The organism is Simiduia sp. 21SJ11W-1, assembly GCF_024138675.1.
In the GTDB taxonomy this organism is placed as follows: Bacteria; Pseudomonadota; Gammaproteobacteria; order Pseudomonadales; family Cellvibrionaceae; genus Simiduia.
The window spans coordinates 3,768,553-3,786,181 of record NZ_CP090959.1; the positions used below are offsets into that span (position 1 = coordinate 3,768,553).

A 17,629-nucleotide genomic window follows, 5' to 3' on the forward strand; every position below is an offset into this window, starting at 1 on the left:
AGTTTGAATACAGCACTGGTGCCGCACTATTGTGCCCGCACATCACACTGGCGTGCACTGGCAGGTTTGTAAGGCCTGGGGTGGTGCCTAGCGAGACTGCAAACGCAGTTGGGTGAAGGGCAGCGGGCCGGATTCCTCTACGCGAATGGCGGGCATAAAGGTGCCCACATCCAGCTTGGCATTCAACTGGTAGGTGAGCTCGCTGGGCGAGCGGCTGGATAAATCGCTGATTAACGCCAACACATTCATCAAACTTGCCGACACTTCAACGGTTACCGGTGTTTCGGCATAGGCCGGTAACACCGGCACCTGGTTTGCCACGCCGGAAAAAATATCGTGCCCGGCAATGCCAATGCGATAACTCATACCCCGCACACTAATGTCGGTGGCGTTGGGGTTGGTTACTGCAAGCCCCACAGCAAAGCGGTGGTGAAAGCCGTCTGAGGTAATGGGCTGCACACTCACAAGCTTTACCTCCGGTGCCTCAAGCCCGGGCTGAATGCCCGCGCAACCGCTTAATACCACAACAAGAATCAGCCATTGCGCGAAGCCTTTCATACCCGAACCTCTCATGAGTTTTACGTGGATTAGCCGCCGTAAGTGTAACTGGACTGAATGCCCAGCGGTAAACCGATAGACCAATAGATCAACAGGAAGGCCGTCCAGCACACCATAAGGGTGAGAGCGTAGGGCAGCATCAGTGAAATCAACGTGCCTATGCCCGTGCCTTTTACATAACGTTGGGCGTACACCACCACCAGCGGGAAGTAAGGCATCAAGGGCGTAATGATGTTGGAGCTGGAATCACCAATGCGATAGGCCGCCTGGGTTAAATCCGGAGAAATACCAAGCTGCATTAGCATGGGCACCAGAATCGGGCCGATTAACGCCCACTTGGCAGAGGCCGAGCCCACAAACAAATTCACAAAGGCTGTGAGCATAATCATGCCCACAACTGTCACCGAGGCGGGCAGTGCCAGTTCGCGCAAAGTGTCGGCACCCTTCACCGCCAGCAACGCGCCAATGTTGGAGGTATTAAACGCACTGATAAACAGCGAGCAGAAAAATGCCATCACGATGTAGTAGCTCATGCCATCCATCGCCTTGCTCATGGCGTTGATCACATCGCGCGAATTGCTAAAGGAGCCAGCCATGTAGCCATACACAACGCCGGGTATCACAAACAATAAAAAAATCAGCGGCACAATAGAGTGCATCAAAGGCGCGGCGAAAGAGGCCAGCTCACCATTGGGCGCACGCAGCGCCGAAGACTCAGACCAAACTGCCGCCACCAGCAGTGCAACACCCACACCCATAGAGAACAGTGCCCAGCGCAGGGCCGATTTTTCTTTATCGGTCACTTCGGCAAATTTTGGAATATCTTCCGGATCGCCATCAACTTCCACCTTGGCAAGGCGCGGCTCGATGATTTTATCGTTCAGGTACCAACCAATAAGAATCACTAAAATGCTGGATGCGCTGGTGAAAAAATAGTTATTCAAGGGGTTGATCTGAATCGCCGGGTCAACAATTTGCGCGGCACTCTGGGTGAAACTTTGCAGCAAGGGGTCAATAGCCGAGGGCACGAAGTTAGCGGCAAAACCGCCCGATACACCGGCAAAGGCCGCGGAAATACCCGCCAGCGGGTGGCGGCCCATGGCGTAGTAAATTACGCCTGCCAGCGGAATCACCAACACGTAGCCTGCATCAGTTGCAGTGTGGCTCACAATGGCCACCAGAATCACGATGGGCGTGAGCAAATACTGGGGCGTGCGATCCAGTACACGCTTGATACCGGTATTGATAAAGCCCGAGTGTTCAGCCACACCCACACCCAGCATGGCCACCAGCACAACACCCAAGGGCGCAAAGCCTGTGAAGGTTTTCACCATATTGGCCAAAAAAGTGGCCAGGGAATCACCGGTTAACTGGTTGTTCACGACAATGGCCGCGCCGGTGCGCGGGTCTATTTCGCTGAAACTCATACTCGAAAGCAGCCAGCTTAACGTCCATACGATTAACAGCGAGAAGAAGAAAATCATGGCGGGATCAGGCAACTTGTTGCCCGTGCGCTCAATCCAGTCCAGTATTTTTTCTAGTTTGGTGTTGGTGCTACCCGAGGTTGTGTCCTGCACGGCATACTCCTAGGTTGTGATTATTTTAATGTTCATCTGATCGCGTGGGCCTGTGCAATTTGTCGCACAGCGCATGCAAGAAGCCTATGGCTTTGGTATCGGCCTTTGGCAACATCTCCAGCGCCCAGCGCGCCAGCTTGCTCTCTGGCCCATAGCGGTGAGCTTGCAACAAGGCTGAAACTTTCTCCCGCAATGCGCGATATTGTTGCGCATCAGACGGTGCTTCAGGCTGTTGCGCTCCTAGCGCCAGGCCCCGCAATTCGTAGGCATAGAGCATAACGGCCTGCGCCAGATTTAGCGACGGGTAAGGCGCCCCCAGGGCGATATTCGACACCAGATCACACTGGATAACATCGTCGTTAGACAGGCCCGAGGCCTCACAGCCAAATACCACTGCCACGCGGCCCAATGTACCCGCCTTATTAGCAAGCACAGGCGCCAGCTCATGGGCGGGCGTGAGGCTTCTGAAGGGGTGGCGGGCTTTGGCCGAGGTGCCGATGCTGAGATCTACATCGGCCAGTGCTGCCTGCAGGCTGTCATAATGCCTGGCACCTTCCAGCACATCGGTTGAGCCATGGGCCAAAATGCGTGCCTGCTTTTGGGCGTGGGCCTCGGTTGCGACCAAGCGCAACTGATGAAAGCCCATTGTCTTTAGCGCCCGGCAACTGGCGCCTACATTTTCGGGCACCGCCGGTGCCACCAGAACAAAAACAACGTCCATAGTATTCACTCTCTCAATGCCCGCTATTCTACTGCGATTAACAAGCCCTGGGGTATTTTGCGCACCTCTGGGCTCTGCTAGGCTGTGGGCACTCCTTGCTCGATGGAACCCAGCATGCGCAAAACAAAAATCATCTGCACCATTGGCCCGGCCACAGAAAGCTTTGACATGCTGGAGAAGCTCGCCCACGCCGGCATGAATGTGGCGCGGCTGAATATGTCCCACGGCGACCACACAAGCCATACCCGGGTGATAAAAGCCATCAAGCGCTTGAACAAGCAGCTCGCACACCCGGTGGCCATTTTGCTAGACACCCAAGGCCCCGAGATTCGCACCGGCGAGCGCGATAACGACCTCAACCTGCAAACCGGCGATGTTATTTCGGTAGTAGCCCGCGGCACCCAGGATGTTGAAGAGCACTCGCTGATGGTCAACTACGCAGATCTCATAGAAGACATGGATGTAGGCGACAAGCTCACCGTAGACAACGGCCTGATCAACCTGGAAATTCTGGAAAAGCACGAGCGCACGATGCGCTGCAAGGTTATAGACGGCGGCATTTTAAAGAGCAAGCGTCACGTGAACCTGCCCGGCATTCGCGTCAACCTGCCGGCCATTACTGAAAAAGACCGCCAGGATATCTTGTTTGGCATAGACATGGATGTAGATTACATCGCCCTGTCTTTTGTGCGCGAGGCGCGCGACATTACCGAGCTCAATACACTGCTGGGCGACAAGGCCGGCAAAATAAAAGTGGTGGCCAAAATTGAAAACCAGGAAGGCGTTGAGAACATCGATGCCATCATTCAAGCCGCCGATGGCATTATGGTGGCGCGGGGTGATCTTGGTTGCGAAGTGGATTTCTGGGAGCTGCCCAACATCCAGCGGCGCATTGTGCGAGCCTGCGCCCAACAGGGCAAGCGCGTAATTGTGGCAACCCACCTGCTTGAAAGCATGATCGAGAACCCCATGCCCACCCGCGCAGAAGTTACCGATGTGGCCAACGCCGTGTATGAAGAGGCCGACGCCATTATGCTCTCTGGCGAAACCACTGTGGGCAAATACCCCGTTAAATGTGTAGAGGCCATGAACAACATCGCGCTCACCATTGAAAAGCACCGGGGTTTGAATTTTACCGCCGAACTCGAAACCCGCGATCACAAACAAAACCTGGCTGCCAGCGCCGTACATCTGGCCGAATCGCTCAAGGCCTGTGCCATTATTGTGATTACCCGGCGTGGGCGCATGGCCAACTATGTCACCAACTGCCACCCGCAGCACTCGCCCATACACGCCTTTACCAACGATGGGCGCACGCGCCGGCAGCTGGCCATGAACCGCAATGTGTTTGCGCACAAGCTGTTGTTTTCCAAAGATCCTGAAAAAACTTTGTGTAAAGCATTCGAGCAACTGCTTGCCGCGGGTTTTGATCGGGCCGATCAGGTAGTGGTTATTTCAGACACCTTAGGCCACTATGACGCAGATTCCGGCCAAGGCATTGAGGCCATTCAGGTACGCAGCCTGGGCCAACCCCTTTGATGTAAAAAATTATTCAGTGCAGGTTATTTTAGGAGCATGTTATGAAGCTGTACGGATCCAACACCTCACCCTATGTCAGGCGCCTTCGCATTTGGCTGGCCGAGCGCGATTACGAATATATCAATATGAATATATTCGCAGGCGAAGACCGCAAGCTGCTTAAGGCAAAAAACCCCACCCTTAAGATTCCCATGATTGAGGACGACGGGCGGATTATTTTCGACTCCAACACTATTTATCGCTACCTGACTGAAAAATATGCCACGCCCGCACTTAACTGGGATCAGGAAAACCAGTTAACACTGGTAAACGCCGCCAGCGATTCATTAATTCAGCTACTACTGTGCGAACGTTCAAACCTGGATACCCACAGCGATGTGATGTTTTTCAAGCTGCAACGCGAGCGGCTGGCGGGGTTATTTGGCGAGCTGGACAAGCAGGTTGCCAAGGGCCAGTTTGATGAATGGAACTATGCCACCATTGGCCTCTATTGCTTGATAGATTGGGTAGAGTTCCGTGCGCTACACGAAATGCAAAGCTTTGGCGCGCTGCTGGAATTCCATAACCACCACGCAGCAACCCCCTTGGTGCAGGCAACCGACCCGCGCGATTAGCACTTTTTTGCAATAACGGGCCTTGGTTTTGCCTGGAATGGCTTGGCGCGGCTTGAATAAGCTTCATCTGCGCCTGTGCAGGCACAGGATGCACAGGCGCAGATATTGATCTTTGCCAACCGGCGCGCCAAAGGCCGGTGCGCAAAGGCTGTACGCTTGGTGTAACAGGCCATCGCCAAGGTTAACCCTGCAGATCACGGGTTTACAGCCGAGCGTGCACACCTTGTAGTACCGGCGCGCAGATAACGCAGTTGAACCCTGCGCGCCAAAGGTCTATCTTCACGGTTACAGCAGCCAGACCATGCCCATGTATACCCAATACTTTGGTTTAAACGATAGCCCCTTTTCTATCTCGCCGAATCCGCACTACTTGTTCATGAGCGACAAGCACCGCGAGGCGCTGGGGCACCTGCTTTACGGCGTGGGCGTAGGCGGCGGCTTTGTGCTGTTAACAGGCGAAGTGGGCACCGGAAAAACCACCATTTGCCGTTGCCTGTTAGAACAACTGCCCGAAAATACCGATGTCGCCTTTGTGCTTAATCCACTGCAGAACGCACGCGAGCTGCTGGAAAACATCAGCGAAGAGCTGGGCATTGAAATCACAGACGATCAACGCACCCTGCGCGGGCTTTCCAACGCGCTCTATCGGTTTTTACTGGCCAATCACGCCCGCGGGCGCAACACAGTGCTGCTGATTGATGAGGCACAAAATCTTGATACCAAAGTGCTTGAGCTTATTCGCCTGCTCACTAATCTGGAAACCAACACCAAAAAGCTTCTGCAAATTATTTTTATCGGCCAGCCTGAACTGCAGGCCATTCTGGAAAAGCCCGAGCTACGCCAACTGGCCCAGCGCATCACCGCGCGCTTTCATATAGAGCCGTTAAACGAGGCAGAAACCCAGGCCTATATTCGCCACCGGCTACAAGTGGCCGGCCTGCCCGCCAGCCAACAATTGTTCCCACCGGCCATTATGCGGCGCATACATCAGCGCTGTGGCGGCATACCGCGCCTGATCAATGTGTTGTGTGATCGCGTGCTCTTGGGCACTTATTCCGAAAACAAAACCCAGGTAGATAGGCACACCTTAACGCGCGCAGCACGCGAGGTACTGGGCACGGGCGCCACCAAACTCCCGCCGCGCTGGGCTTTGGGCACGGCGGCAGCCCTGGTGTTGGGCCTTGGCTTATATGCGCTCTGGCCCGCGCCGCCCGCCATTACTGCGCCAGTATCCACAGCCACACCAGAGGCCAATGCAAGCACCCCAATCTCAAATGCGCCCTTGGCCACTGCCCCCATCCAGCGGCGAGTAGAGCAGCCACCCCCAGACCCGCTTGATGCATTAATAGAGCAAAGCTTTTTACGCCGGGCAGGCGCCTTGAGCGCCCTGTTTACGCATTTACAATTGCCACAGTTAAGCGGGCCCGCGCCCTGCCGCGATACCCGGGGTACAGGCATGAACTGCGCAGCACTCACGCTCGACAACTGGAACGGCTTGCTGCGCTACAACAGGCCTGCGGTAATAGAGCTCAACAGCGGCGACGGGCGCATGCGCTATGTGGCGCTACTGGGCCTACAGGCAGGCAATGCACATTTACTGCACCGCAATGGCACCAGTGAAGTACCACTCCTTTCACTGAGCCCACTGTGGAGTGGCGACGTTATATTTGCCTGGTCTGGCCCGGAAGATTATCAAAAGCCCCTGGCTGAGGGTGACGAAGGCGAGGCAGTGCGCTGGGTAGCAGCGCGGTTTGCAGAATTGGATGCACAACCCAAAGCGCTTACCGATAACCGCTTTAATCGCGCCCTTACCCAGCGCGTCAAATTGTTTCAACAGGCCCAAGGGCTTGAGAGCGATGGCATTGTTGGCTTGAACACATTATTGAAATTGAGCGACGCACTGGCGCTGGACAACACGCTGGTAAAGGTGTTTGTTGAAAAATCAGAGCAAGCGCCATCAACGCCTGTGAGTGAACCCTGATGTCTTACATTTTAGATGCGTTGAATAAGTCGGAACAGGAGCGGCGTGAGCAACAACAGGTGCCCAGCCTGCACGCCATTCACCAACCCGAAAAACGCACCACCGCACGGCCACACACGCTTTGGTTATTATTGGGTGCCATTGCCTTGTGTGCAGCAATCCTAGCCGCTAGTTGGTGGCTGCTGGGCGAGCGGCCTGGTAAACCCGCCAAGCAGCCTGCAAGCCCACAAGTGACACAGGAAAATACACTAGCCGCAGCGATACAGGCCTCAATTACTCAGCCCGAGCAAGCACCTCAACCTTTACAGGCAACGTCAGAGCAAGAAGCTTTACCGGCAGCCTTGCAGTCAACACCGCCCCAAAACACGCGCCCACAGCGGCCAAAAACCGCGCCGGAACTACAGCCACAAGCCAACAGCGATGCAGTGGTATCGCTTTATACCAACCCGCAAGTAGAACCCAAAACATCACCCAAAGCAGAGCCTCGGACCGTTAACAATTTACCACCTGCTGTGGCAAGCCAGGCACAAGCCGCCTTGGCCGTGCAGCAAGTGCTGCCCATATCAGCGCTGCCCATTGCAACGCAGCAGCGCCTGCCAGAGATGTATTATTCGGCTCACATTTATTCCAACGAAGAAGGCAAAGGCTTTGCCATTATCAATGACCGCAGCCGCTACAAGGGTGACGTCATTGGCCCGGGCCTGTTTGTGCAGGAAGTGCGCGAGGAAGGCGTGGTACTTAATTTTGAGGGCCAGGCGTTTTTGTTAAACGCCCTTACCGATTGGCCCTAGGCCGGGTTAAGTGGCATCTTTTGGTGTATCAATAACACAGCAATTTCGCCCGCGATCTTTGGCCTTGTAAAGCGCCTGGTCTGCGCGCGCAAATAGCTGGCTGCCGGTTTCACCGGCGCGCACCTGGGCCAAGCCTGCCGAGAATGTAATAGACAATTGCTGGTCTTTGAATTTGAATTTTGTGCCCGCCACAGCGGTGCGAATGCGATCCATCTTTTTGAGCCCGTCTTCTGCGGTGGTTTCAGGAAATAACACCACAAATTCTTCGCCGCCATAGCGGGCCATAAAATCCACGTCGCGCAGTTGTTTTTGAATGGCGTTACTGACCACTTTCAGCACTCTGTCGCCCACTTGGTGGCTGTAGTCGTCATTAAATTTTTTGAAGTGATCTATGTCGCACACCACCATCGTTAAATCGCGCTGGTAGCGGCGAAAGCGTTCTATTTCGTGGTGCAGCCGCTGGTTGTAGGCATCGCGGTTAGGCAGGCCTGTAAGATTATCTGTACTGGCTTTTTTATGGGCCGCTTCAAGTTCCGCGTTGCGCGCCTCGGCATCTTTTTTAAGTGCCGCTATGGTGGCCTCCATATCTTTTATTTTAGCCAAGGGCCCATCTTCGGCTGCGCGCGCCTTTCTGTGCCGGCTAACCACGGCGGCCAGCGTTTGCACACGCGTTTCAATGGTACGTTTCAGTTCAGCCATATCAGACATAGATTGCAGCGCCTGGTCGAAGGCGCCCACTTCTGCATCCAGATCTATTAGCAACTGCTCTTCGCCTTCGGCAACCGCATTGGCCGCATCTACCGCGGCACCTGCCATGGTGATCATCTGGTTAATTTGCTCGAGCAGGTGTAACAGGTACTGCTGGTAATCTTGCTTGGCGTTCACAATCAGCGCCATCACCAGATCGCGAATGTCTTCGAGCGTAGGCACCAGCTCATACCAGTTAAGGCCGTTGTGAATCCGGTTTTTAGCAGCCTCCGCCTTTTCTGCAACGGCGTCTTCGGGTTCCAGTTGATTCAGCAGATCGCCCAGTACACGGGAGATACGGTCGCTAATTTTGCCAAAGGGCGGCTCGTGCAAGGGCGCGCCACTTGGGTGCTCAATAAGCTCGCCACTGAGCCCCATGGGCGTCGCCTCTTGATGCTCTGGCGCATCATCGGGCGAGGCCTTTGCGGGTGTTTCAGTTGGGAGTGCAGCGCTTGGCTCGGGCTGAACATCTTCAGCACTCGGCTCTGTTGGCTCTTGGGCGAGCTCTGCCTCGGCGATGGTTTCGTCGCGGGCCTCGGAAGCCTGAGCCTTTGGTGCTTCACCTTGCGCTTTGGGCGCGCCAAACAAGCGGGCCAGTAAACCCGGCTGGTCGCTGGCGGCCATACCTTCAGCGGGCTTGAGGTTGCTTAAAGCTTCAAGCACCGGCGCCCATTCGTTGGCGAACGATTGCGATCTAAATAACTTGGTTGCGAGTTTCAGATTTTTTTTGCTGGCGCCATCCAGGGCGAATTCAGACAAACTGTTTTGCAGGTCTGCTATGGCCTGTTGCTCGCGCTCGCGGGTGAGCTTGAGCTGGCGCTGGTAGTCTTCCAGGGTTTGTTCAAGCAGTGCCAACTGGCCAGGCTTACCCCAGCTACCGCGCTTGGCCTGCTGGTAAACGGGGTTTAAACCCTTGGAAAGCTGTTGATCTAGCAATGCGGCTGTACGGGCGAGTTTTTCGATGGCGCGCTGCAGGTCATCGCTGGCGCCCGCGGCACCACGCTCCTGTAATAGCTCTCGGTATTTTTCGCGCCAATAGGCTGCATCTTTAACGGGGGAGTTCACGGGCCTTCCTTCTCACTCGGGTTGCACTAAGCAGTGTAGACACCCGTGAGCAATAGTTGGCCATGAAAAAGGGGGCCTAAGCCCCCTTTAGATCACAAGTAGGTGTGTACTTACTTGGCGCGCTCAGCGCGAATCTTTTCAACCAGGAAGTCGGCCACTTCCAGCATGGCCTGCTGGCTGCCGGCGGCGCTGGCAGAGATGCGGTATTTGCCATCTACCACCAGCTCTGGGGTACCGGTAACGCGGTAGCTGCGCGCGCGGGCATCTGCCTGACGCACTTTGCCGGTTACACCAAAGGAGTTGAACACCTTGGCAAACTTGTCTGCGTCTACGCCATTGGCCACAAACAGCTCGGCAATTTCTGCCTCATTGGCCAGGCGCTGCTTGCGCACGTTCATGGCGTCGAAGATTGGATCGTGCAGGGTTTCCAACACGCCGAGCGCCTTGGCGGTGTAGAAAGCGCGTGCGTGCAGCTCCATGGTTTTGTTCCACATGGCGGGCGAGCGCACAAAGGCCACATCGTCGGCCTGCTTTTCTTTCCACGACTTTACCAGTGGCTCGAAGTGGAAGCAGTGGCCACAGCCGTACCAAAACACTTCGGTCACTTCTATTTTGTTGGGGTTGGCGGTGCGTACCGGGTTATCAAGCACTACGTAGTGTTTGCCCTCTTGGTATTTTGCAGGGCCCTGGCTATCTGCACAGGCCACCAAAGACACCATCAGGCCCAATACGGCCACAAGAATTCGCATAACATCACTCCCGTTAGTAAAGATTTGCCCGAATTATTCGGGTTTCATCGCGCGTGCGCAAGGCCACACCCGACAAACTGATTGCACCATAGGCCAAGCACGCTTAACCCAGGCTGAATCTCAATAAAAAAGGCGACCTGGGTCGCCTTTTAACTCGCTACACGCCGCACATGGCAGCGCCTTGCCTAGGGGTGCAGGCCGGCAATGTAGTTTGCCACTGCACTGATTTCTGCATCGCTCAGTTGAGCGGCGACATCGCGCATGATTTTGTTGTCGCCATCGTTGGTGCGGTTACCGGCGCGGAAGTCTTTCAGCTGCTTCTCGATATAGGCTGCATACTGGCCGCCCAGACGCGGGTAGCCGGCCGGCTCGTTACCGGTGCCGCCAGGTGAGTGGCAACCCATGCACGAGGGCACCTTGGTTTCCAGGTTGCCGGCGCGGTAGAGCTGCTCGCCCAGCGCCAGGCTGCTTACTTTGGCGCCGCTGTTAATCTGCACTTCGGCATCTTTATTAGAGCCTGAAAGCTGCATGGTGCCGGCATCGAAGAAGGCTGCCAAATCGGCAAGATCCTGTGCAGACATGTTATCCAGCTGGCCGGCCATCTCGGGGATAACGCGCTCACCCGCCTGGATGTCTTGCAGCTGCTTAAGCAGGTATTTTTCACCCAAGCCCGCAAGTTTTGGGAAGTTAGGTGCAGGGCTGTTGCCGTCGGCACCGTGGCAGGCTGCGCAGCCGGTAGCCAATGTTTCGCCGTTTTTGGCATCGCCCGCGAAGGCTAACTGAGACATGGCCACCAGGCCCAGCATCGTTACAACCTGCTTAATCAGCTTGTTCATGTGATTAATCCATTATTTGCTAGTAAGTTGAACACTGCGTTAGCCGCGCCGATACTCACGGGCTACAATCGCCGCCCCCAGAACAGCGGGCGGTCACTGGGCGGGCATTATATACTAACCGCCTGATAACACACCAATTTTACGGATTCCCATGGCAGATCAAATCAATTTTAACCTGGCGCGCTACCTGATGAGCGCCCCCTCTTTGGCCGAGTGCCCACCGGAATCCGGTGTAGAGGTCTGCTTTGCGGGCCGCTCGAACGCGGGTAAATCATCGGCTATTAACACGCTTACCAACAACGGCAAGCTGGCGCGCACCAGTAAAACACCGGGCCGCACGCAGATGATTAACTACTTCACCTTGGGCTCGCCCGAGTACCGGTTGGTGGATTTACCCGGCTACGGTTACGCCAAGGTGCCCCTTGCCATGAAGCGCGAGTGGGATAGAAACATGGCCCAGTACCTGCAGGAGCGCGAAACCCTGGCAGGCATGGTGCTGATGATGGATGTGCGCCACCCCTTTCAGGAGTTCGACACCACCATGATCAACTGGGCCGTGGAAGCCGAGATGCCGGTGCATATTCTGCTTACCAAGGCAGACAAGCTGAAAAAGGGCCCGGCCCAGGCCACCCTGCTGGACGTGCGCAAGCATCTGAAGGCCGCCAACGCCGATGATCTTGTGAGCGCGCAGCTGTTTTCTTCATTGAAGAAAACAGGCCTGCCTGAGCTGATTACCGTAGTAAACCGCTGGTTTAGCCAAGGGCCGCAGGAAGAAAGTTAAAGGGCGCTACAAGCGGTGTGTGTATTACCTTAAGAGCGCGGCTCTCTGGACGGGTACACACCAGGCCCAGGCTTTGGGCGCCCTGCGCGCCTGAATACTCATCGCAGCAATTCGCACCACGCCGAATCGATGCGTCGACCCGGCGCCCTCCATGGCTCCTTTCGGCACATTGTCGCGTTTAGGTGATACCTGCCATCCATGGCCGCTGCTCTCGGGCGTCCTGCGCGCCTGAATACTTATCGTAGTAATCCGCACCACGCCGAATCGATGCGTCGACCCGGCGCCCTCCATGGCTCCTTTCGGCACATTGTCGCGTTTACCGTGATACCGGCCATCCATGGCCGCTGCTCTCGGGCGTCCTGCCCTTCGCAGCATTTGTACTTCCATGTACGGCATAAAAAACCCCGGTGCTGTGGGCTACCGGGGTTGCAAGGCTGCACCTTTATTGGGGTTCGGGTGCAGCGATTGGCCAGGGCTTGGGGAACCCTGCCAACACTGTTTGGAGTGCAGCGCCCGCGAAAAGTTGCCAACTTTACGTTTATTTACGACCGAAGGATGCCTCGCGGCGGTGAACGGAAACAACGCGTGGTTCGGGTGTGGCTGAGCACGGAGAGAGGTGCCGGCTGGGCCCCGAGCGCCCTGCGGTTAGCCCTGGTGTCTGCAGGGGGTGCTACCAAGGCTAACTGAACACTGTAATCATTTGGTGAGAATCAGCTTCCCGGCTTTGGTTTGGCGCAGGAAATAATCTTGCCCGCCATGCTCGATCACAATTAAATTCTGCCCGCCCAATAATTCATCACTGCCAACCCGTGCTTTGGCATCTGCTGGCTGACGTACGACTACGGCGCGCACGCCACTTAAACTCGCGTTCATTTGTCACCTCGCTTGCTGATTTACTTCTCAATGAAGCACCCATTATTTATAAATGATAATGATTGTCAACTGCATTTGCGCTTTAAGCAGCTTTGCGTGTGAAGCGCGTTCAACGGCCTCATTTCAAGGATTTGCAAAGGCCCATAAAAAAACCCCGCCAAGTGGCGGGGTTGGGCTTAATTTAAGCAATGGAATCCAAGGGAGAGCAAAACATCACATGTTACTGATTGTTATGACTGGCGCATTTCCCAAAGGTTCAACATATTTTTCAATTAATGGGCTTCATCCCAATTATTGCCCACACCGGCCTCAACCAGGAGCGGTACTTTAAGCTCTGCAGCCTTCGCCATACGCTCGCACAGCGCGGTTTGCAGGCGCTCAACATCGCCACAGGCAACCTCCAGCACCAATTCATCGTGCACTTGCATGATGATGCGGGCATCTGGCGCATCGCTTGTGCCCAGCCAATGGTGCACATCAATCATCGCGCGCTTGATGATATCGGCCGCAGTGCCCTGCATAGGCGCGTTGATCGCCGTGCGCTCGGCGGCCTGTTGGCGCATTTTGTTGCGGTCGTTAATTTCAGGCAAATACAGGCGGCGGCCGAACAAGGTTTCCACATAGCCCTGCTCGTGTGCCAGGCGGCGGGTGTCGTCCATATAGCGGGCCACGCCCGGGTAGCGCTCGAAATAGGTATCAATGTATTGCTGGGCCTCGTTGCGGCCAATGTGCAGCTGCTTGGCCAGGCCAAAGGCCGACATGCCGTAAATCAGGCCGAAGTTAATGGCCTTGGCGCTGCGGCGCATATCCGCCGTTACGCCATCCAATTCAACGCCAAATACTTCCGCTGCCGTGGCCTTGTGCACATCCAGCCCTTGGCTGAAGGCATCCAGCAGGCCTTTATCTTCCGATAAGTGCGCCATGATGCGCAGCTCGATTTGGGAGTAGTCGGCGGCCATCAACTTATAGCCTTCAGGCGCTATAAATGCCTGGCGAATCCGCCGCCCTTCCTCTGTGCGAATAGGGATGTTTTGCAGGTTAGGGTCTGTGGAAGACAAGCGCCCGGTGGCGGTAACCGCCTGATGATAGGAGGTGTGAATGCGCCCGGTACGGGGGTTAATCATTTGCGGCAGCTTATCGGTGTAGGTGCTTTTAAGCTTTGAAAGGCCGCGGTACTCCATCAAAATTTTGGGCAGCGGGTAATCCAGCGCCAGCTCCTGGAGCACTTCTTCGGCCGTGGAAGGCGCGCCCTTGGGGGTTTTCTTCAATACCGGCAGCTCGAGCTTTTCAAACAAAATGGCGCCCAGCTGCTTGGGCGAGGCAAGGTTAAAGGGCTCACCGGCAATATCAAAGGCCTCGCGCTCAAGCTCCACCAGGCGCTTGCCCAGCTCCACGCTCTGCTCGCCCAGGCGCTTGGCGTCCACCAGGGCACCGGTGCGCTCTACAGCTGAAAGCACAGGCACCAAGGGCATCTCGATGGTTTCAAGCACGCGCTGCAAACTTGGGCTGGCGGCCACCTGTGGGGCCAACTGCTGGTGCAGGCGCAAGGTAATGTCGGCATCTTCGGCGGCGTAGGGCGCCGCCTGCTCCAGAGCGATCTGGTTAAAGGTGAGCTGCTTGGCGCCTTTGCCGGCGATTTCCTCGAACTTTACCGTGGTTTCATCCAGGTAGAAGTTGGCCAGGCTGTCCATATCGTGGCGGGTAGCGGTGGAATTCAACACGTAGGATTCAAGCATGGTGTCGAAGGCGATACCGCCCAGGGTAATGTCGTAATTGGCCAATACGCTGGCATCGTATTTGAGGTTTTGGCCCACCTTGGCGGGCTTATCTGCCTCAAGCAGCGGCTTGAGCTGGGCCAGCACCCAATCGCGTGCGAGCTGCGCGGGCGCCTCCATGTAGTCGTGCGCCACGGGCACATAGGCGGCCTTACCTGCCTCCACAGCAAAGGATACGCCCACAATTTCTGCCTGCATGTAATCCAGGCTTGTGGTTTCGGTATCGAATGCAATAAGCCGCGCGGCTTTTAACGCCTGCAGCCAACGGTTGAAATCGGCCTCGGTGAGCAGGGTTTCATACTCGCGCTCAGCGGCTGGGGCGGCCTCGGCCTCAATGGGTGCGGGCGTTGGGGAATCAGTGCCCGCCTCAGACAGCTCATTAACCCAGGTTTTGAACTCCAGCTCCTGAAACAGCGCCAGTAGCTTGGCTTGATCGGGTTCGCCATTGGCAAGCTCGCCCAGAGTTTGCGGCAGCTCAACATCCAGCTTGATGGTGGCCAGCTCGTATGAGAGGTAGGCCTGGTCTTTGTGGGTTTCAAGCTTCGCGGCCATGGTTTTGGCACCGCGAAAGCCCAGATCAGCCACTTTATCCAGCTGGCCATAAATGGCATCCAGCCCGCCGAGGCCCTGCAACAGGGCAAGGGCGGTTTTCTCGCCCACGCCCGGCACGCCGGGTATGTTATCTACCTTGTCGCCCATCAGGGCCAGGTAGTCGATGATAAGCGAAGGCGGCAAGCCGAACTTTTCTTCCACGCCGGCTGGGTCCATCACGGTGTTGGTCATGGTATTGACCAGCGTCACCTGGTCATTCACGAGCTGGGCCATGTCTTTATCGCCGGTAGACACCACCACCTGCAAGCCCGCCGCTTTGGCCTGGGCGCAGTAGGTGCCTATTACGTCGTCGGCCTCAACACCATCAATTACCAACAGCGGCAGGCCCATGGCCGCTACTATGTCGTGAATGGGTTGCACCTGCGGGCGCAGGTCGTCTGGCATGGGCGGGCGCTGGGCTTTGTAGTCGGCATAGATCTCATCGCGAAAGGTTTTACCCTTGGCATCAAACACCACCACGATTGGGCTTGCAGGGTAGTCCTTTTGCAGGCGCCGGATCATGTTGATCACGCCCTTCACAGCCCCGGTGGGGTTGCCCTTGCTGTTGGTGAGCGGTGGCAAGGCGTGAAACGCACGGTAGAGGTAGGAGGATCCGTCGACGAGGACAACCGGGGTAGACATAGCAAATCCGTTGTTAGCGCAAAGGCGCAAAGGATACACCAAATGCCAGGCTCGGGCCCGAACCGGTAACAGCCTCGTACCGCAGCGCAGGTGTTACCTGAGGTGTTACCCGCGCAACTTTGATCAAAAAACAACCACAACTGTAAAATTTAAAGAAAATCTGCAGGTTATCAGCGCTATTTAATGGGTTTTTGTCATATTTCTGAAAAAAACATAGCCTAATCTTTAAACAGTTGTTACCATGCGTAACAATTGAAACACAGCGAATTTTCGCACACAGACTTCCGTGTTATCGGCAGCCAAGGCCGGTAACACATCAACACCCTTAACGGAGGGCCACACAATGAAGAAGCTTGGTTTTCTGTTGTTAGCATTCACTGCAAACGCCGCCCTGGCTGCACCGCAAGCAAACGTTACCGCCGCTGTGGCAGTAGCCGGTGCAGACGCCAGCTGGACGGCCGATGCCGCTGAGAAAAATGCCCATACAACACAATTGAAAGAACTGAACAGCGTTACTGCCAACCTCAGCAACATCATCAACGCAGACCTAGACGAGAAAATCGCCAAGCGTCTGCGTGAACAGGCCGAGGCCAAGTAACCTGCTTGCCCGCTTGGGCACACCCCGCCGGAGGCTCCGGCAACAGCTAGTTTTAGGTAATGGCACAGGCTTGGATGCCTGCAGGTGTTACCGAAGTGAGTTTAGACATCGCTAATGTTGTTGGCCGAGGGGTTCTGCCCCCCGGCCTTTTTTTATGCCTGCGGTTTGATAACGGCAAGGCTTGGGCCCGCTGGGCCTGAGCCTGCCAAGCAACCGGCCAAGGTGCCCGCCAGTTCCGACAACAGTGAACCATAGCGCCATGTTGCCGGGCCAAGGGCTGCACCCATCGGGTCTGCCACCACAAAGGGTAGGCCCAGTTGGGCGGCCAATTGGTGACTTGCCTGGGTATCGTAAAAGGATTCTGTCACCAAGCATTGCACACCGCGGGCCTCGTGCTGTAAATCCATTAAATGGCGGGCACCGGGCTTTTGCTCGGGCGTGAGGGCCACAAAGGCGCGCTGGGTTAAACCAAAGCGGGCATTGAAATGCTCGTAGGCCGGGTGGTAGGCAATGAATGCGCGGCCCGCAAAAGGCGCAAGCCGCTCTTTTAGGCTTTGGGCAAGCTCGGCCAACTGTGCCAGCAAGGCATCGCGCCGGCCGGCAATGGCATCGGCCTGCTCCGGCGCCTGGGCCATGAGCTGTGCCGCCAGCCACCGTACAATCACCGCGCCGTTATCGGGGTTTAGCCACACATGGGGGTCGCGCTCGTGGCTGTGATGGCCTACCTCGGTTTGATGCAGCGGCTCGGGCCATTGCATGTCGGGTAAATCCATCAAGGGCTCGGCTGCTGGGTGCCCCTGTAAGGCTTTCACCAAAAAGGGCTCAAGTATGGGGCCTACCCACAGCACAACATCGGCTGACTGCAGCATGCGCAGGTGCGAGGCGCGCAGGGCAAAGTGGTGCGGCGAGCGGTTGGGCGGCAGCAATACCTCCAGCGAATCGCCCGGGCCCAAGAGCGGCTCGGCAAGCATGGCCAGCGGCTCAATGGATGCAACCACCCGCGCCGATTGGGCAGGCGCAGCCGCCGCGCCCAACAAGGCCACCAGCACAAGCGCCATCAGGCCGCGCGCCGTTAACCGGGCAGGCCTAGTTAACCGGGCAGAGGTAAAGATACAAACAGACAAAGGTGCCTCCAGCGGCAGGCTTTTGGGCTTAAGGGGTTTCGGGGCAGTGCCAGCAAGGCCGCACTGA

15 protein-coding genes are annotated in these 17,629 nt (G+C 56.2%); 6 read left to right on the plus strand and 9 right to left on the minus strand.

Annotated elements, in window-relative coordinates; translation table 11 throughout:
• Positions 1 to 87: 87 nt before the first annotated feature.
• From L1F30_RS16575 to L1F30_RS16585, 3 genes are read right to left on the minus strand one after another with little or no spacing between them, the layout of a single operon-like run.
• The gene (locus L1F30_RS16575; RefSeq protein WP_253357942.1) at positions 88 to 558 is read right to left on the minus strand and encodes an LEA type 2 family protein; all 471 of its coding nucleotides are present in this window, start codon (positions 556 to 558) and stop codon (positions 88 to 90) included.
• 29 nt (positions 559 to 587) lie between these two features.
• Positions 588 to 2,135 carry an AbgT family transporter gene (locus L1F30_RS16580; RefSeq protein WP_253357943.1) on the minus strand — a complete coding sequence of 516 codons (1,548 nt, stop codon included), beginning with the start codon at positions 2,133 to 2,135 and terminating at the stop codon, positions 588 to 590.
• Positions 2,136 to 2,160: 25 nt separating this feature from the next.
• Positions 2,161 to 2,856, minus strand: coding sequence for a tRNA/rRNA methyltransferase (locus L1F30_RS16585; RefSeq protein WP_253357944.1), 696 nt, complete (start codon positions 2,854 to 2,856; stop codon positions 2,161 to 2,163).
• Positions 2,857 to 2,970: 114 nt separating this feature from the next.
• On the opposite strand from L1F30_RS16585, the gene pyk reads away from it, so the two are divergent.
• The 4 genes from pyk (at position 2,971) to L1F30_RS16605 (ending at position 7,781) form a co-directional block, all read left to right on the plus strand.
• Positions 2,971 to 4,395 (plus strand): pyruvate kinase, encoded by a 1,425-nt coding sequence (pyk, locus tag L1F30_RS16590; RefSeq protein WP_253357945.1) that lies wholly within the window; start codon positions 2,971 to 2,973, stop codon positions 4,393 to 4,395.
• A 41-nt stretch (positions 4,396 to 4,436) separates the two neighbouring features.
• Entirely contained in the window at positions 4,437 to 5,009 is a 573-nt protein-coding gene (locus L1F30_RS16595; RefSeq protein ID WP_253357946.1) for a glutathione S-transferase family protein, read from the plus strand.
• Between the two features lie 301 nt (positions 5,010 to 5,310).
• Positions 5,311 to 6,990, plus strand: a complete 1,680-nt coding sequence (locus tag L1F30_RS16600) for an ExeA family protein (protein WP_253357947.1) — start codon at positions 5,311 to 5,313, stop codon at positions 6,988 to 6,990.
• On the plus strand, positions 6,990 to 7,781 hold the full coding sequence (locus L1F30_RS16605) for a general secretion pathway protein GspB (RefSeq protein WP_253357948.1): 792 nt from the start codon (positions 6,990 to 6,992) through the stop codon (positions 7,779 to 7,781). Before L1F30_RS16600 ends, L1F30_RS16605 begins: the two co-directional genes overlap by 1 nt.
• A gap of 6 nt (positions 7,782 to 7,787) precedes the next feature.
• Here L1F30_RS16605 and L1F30_RS16610 read toward each other — a convergent pair whose 3' ends face one another.
• The 3 genes from L1F30_RS16610 to L1F30_RS16620 form a co-directional block, all read right to left on the minus strand.
• Entirely contained in the window at positions 7,788 to 9,593 is a 1,806-nt protein-coding gene (locus L1F30_RS16610; protein WP_253357949.1) for a GGDEF domain-containing protein, read from the minus strand.
• Between the two features lie 110 nt (positions 9,594 to 9,703).
• A complete protein-coding gene (locus L1F30_RS16615; protein ID WP_253357950.1) occupies positions 9,704 to 10,342 on the minus strand; it encodes a thiol:disulfide interchange protein DsbA/DsbL in 639 nt (212 codons plus the stop codon).
• A gap of 185 nt (positions 10,343 to 10,527) precedes the next feature.
• A complete protein-coding gene (locus L1F30_RS16620) occupies positions 10,528 to 11,178 on the minus strand; it encodes a cytochrome c (protein ID WP_253357951.1) in 651 nt (216 codons plus the stop codon).
• 151 nt (positions 11,179 to 11,329) lie between these two features.
• On the opposite strand from L1F30_RS16620, the gene yihA reads away from it, so the two are divergent.
• Positions 11,330 to 11,959: a ribosome biogenesis GTP-binding protein YihA/YsxC gene (yihA, locus tag L1F30_RS16625; RefSeq protein WP_253357952.1), complete on the plus strand. Its 630-nt coding sequence runs from the start codon at positions 11,330 to 11,332 to the stop codon at positions 11,957 to 11,959.
• Between the two features lie 696 nt (positions 11,960 to 12,655).
• On the opposite strand, the gene hemP is transcribed toward yihA, so the two are convergent.
• Together hemP and polA are read right to left on the minus strand one after the other, a co-directional pair.
• Entirely contained in the window at positions 12,656 to 12,832 is a 177-nt protein-coding gene (gene hemP / locus L1F30_RS16630) for a hemin uptake protein HemP (protein ID WP_253357953.1), read from the minus strand.
• Between the two features lie 272 nt (positions 12,833 to 13,104).
• Positions 13,105 to 15,840 carry a DNA polymerase I gene (gene polA / locus L1F30_RS16635; RefSeq protein WP_253357954.1) on the minus strand — a complete coding sequence of 912 codons (2,736 nt, stop codon included), beginning with the start codon at positions 15,838 to 15,840 and terminating at the stop codon, positions 13,105 to 13,107.
• 343 nt (positions 15,841 to 16,183) lie between these two features.
• Between polA and L1F30_RS16640 the strand changes: the two genes are divergently transcribed.
• Positions 16,184 to 16,438 carry a hypothetical protein gene (locus L1F30_RS16640; protein ID WP_253357955.1) on the plus strand — a complete coding sequence of 85 codons (255 nt, stop codon included), beginning with the start codon at positions 16,184 to 16,186 and terminating at the stop codon, positions 16,436 to 16,438.
• 152 nt (positions 16,439 to 16,590) lie between these two features.
• Here L1F30_RS16640 and L1F30_RS16645 read toward each other — a convergent pair whose 3' ends face one another.
• Positions 16,591 to 17,562: a metal ABC transporter substrate-binding protein gene (locus tag L1F30_RS16645; RefSeq protein ID WP_253357956.1), complete on the minus strand. Its 972-nt coding sequence runs from the start codon at positions 17,560 to 17,562 to the stop codon at positions 16,591 to 16,593.
• Positions 17,563 to 17,629: the final 67 nt, after the last annotated feature.